The sequence below is a fragment of the Leisingera sp. ANG-M1 genome, from assembly GCF_000813745.1.
In the GTDB taxonomy this organism is placed as follows: Bacteria; Pseudomonadota; Alphaproteobacteria; order Rhodobacterales; family Rhodobacteraceae; genus Leisingera.
This window is the reverse complement of the sequence record NZ_JWLC01000038.1, coordinates 959-1418: the sequence shown is the minus strand read 5'-3', so window position 1 is coordinate 1418 and position 460 is coordinate 959. Positions and strand designations below refer to the sequence as shown.

The window sequence follows — 460 nt, the reverse complement described above, 5'->3', positions numbered from 1 at the left end:
GCGGCGAAATCGGGGCCGAGGTCAGGGGAGGCGTAATGGCCGCCCACGGTTTTGCCCGCGGCTTGGGTGGCGGCGATCTCGGCCAGCATCTTGGGGTCGGCACCCGCAACACCGGGGAAGTTCATCATCTCTCCCAGACCAATGATGCCAGGCCAGTTCATGGCCTCCTCAACATCCTTGGGGGTGATTTCGTGGCCGGTGGTCTCCAGCCCCGGCGCCGATGGCGCGCAGGAGGGCATCTGAGTGAAGATATTGACCGGCTGCATCAGCGCCTCGTCATGCATGTAGCGCACGCCGTCCAAACCCAGCACATTGGCGATCTCATGCGGGTCGGTGAACATCGAGGTGGTGCCATGCGGGATCACCGCGCGGGCAAATTCCGCCGGTGTCAGCATGCCGGACTCAATATGCATATGCGCATCGCACAGGCCCGGGATCATGTAGCGCCCCTTGGCTTCGA

General features: G+C 63.5%; 1 protein-coding gene. It reads right to left on the bottom strand.

Annotation, left to right across the window (positions count from 1 at the left end; all coding sequences use genetic code 11):
- Positions 1–460: amidohydrolase family protein (locus RA19_RS24750; RefSeq protein WP_039168325.1), on the bottom strand; the 460-nt coding region annotated here is incomplete at both ends.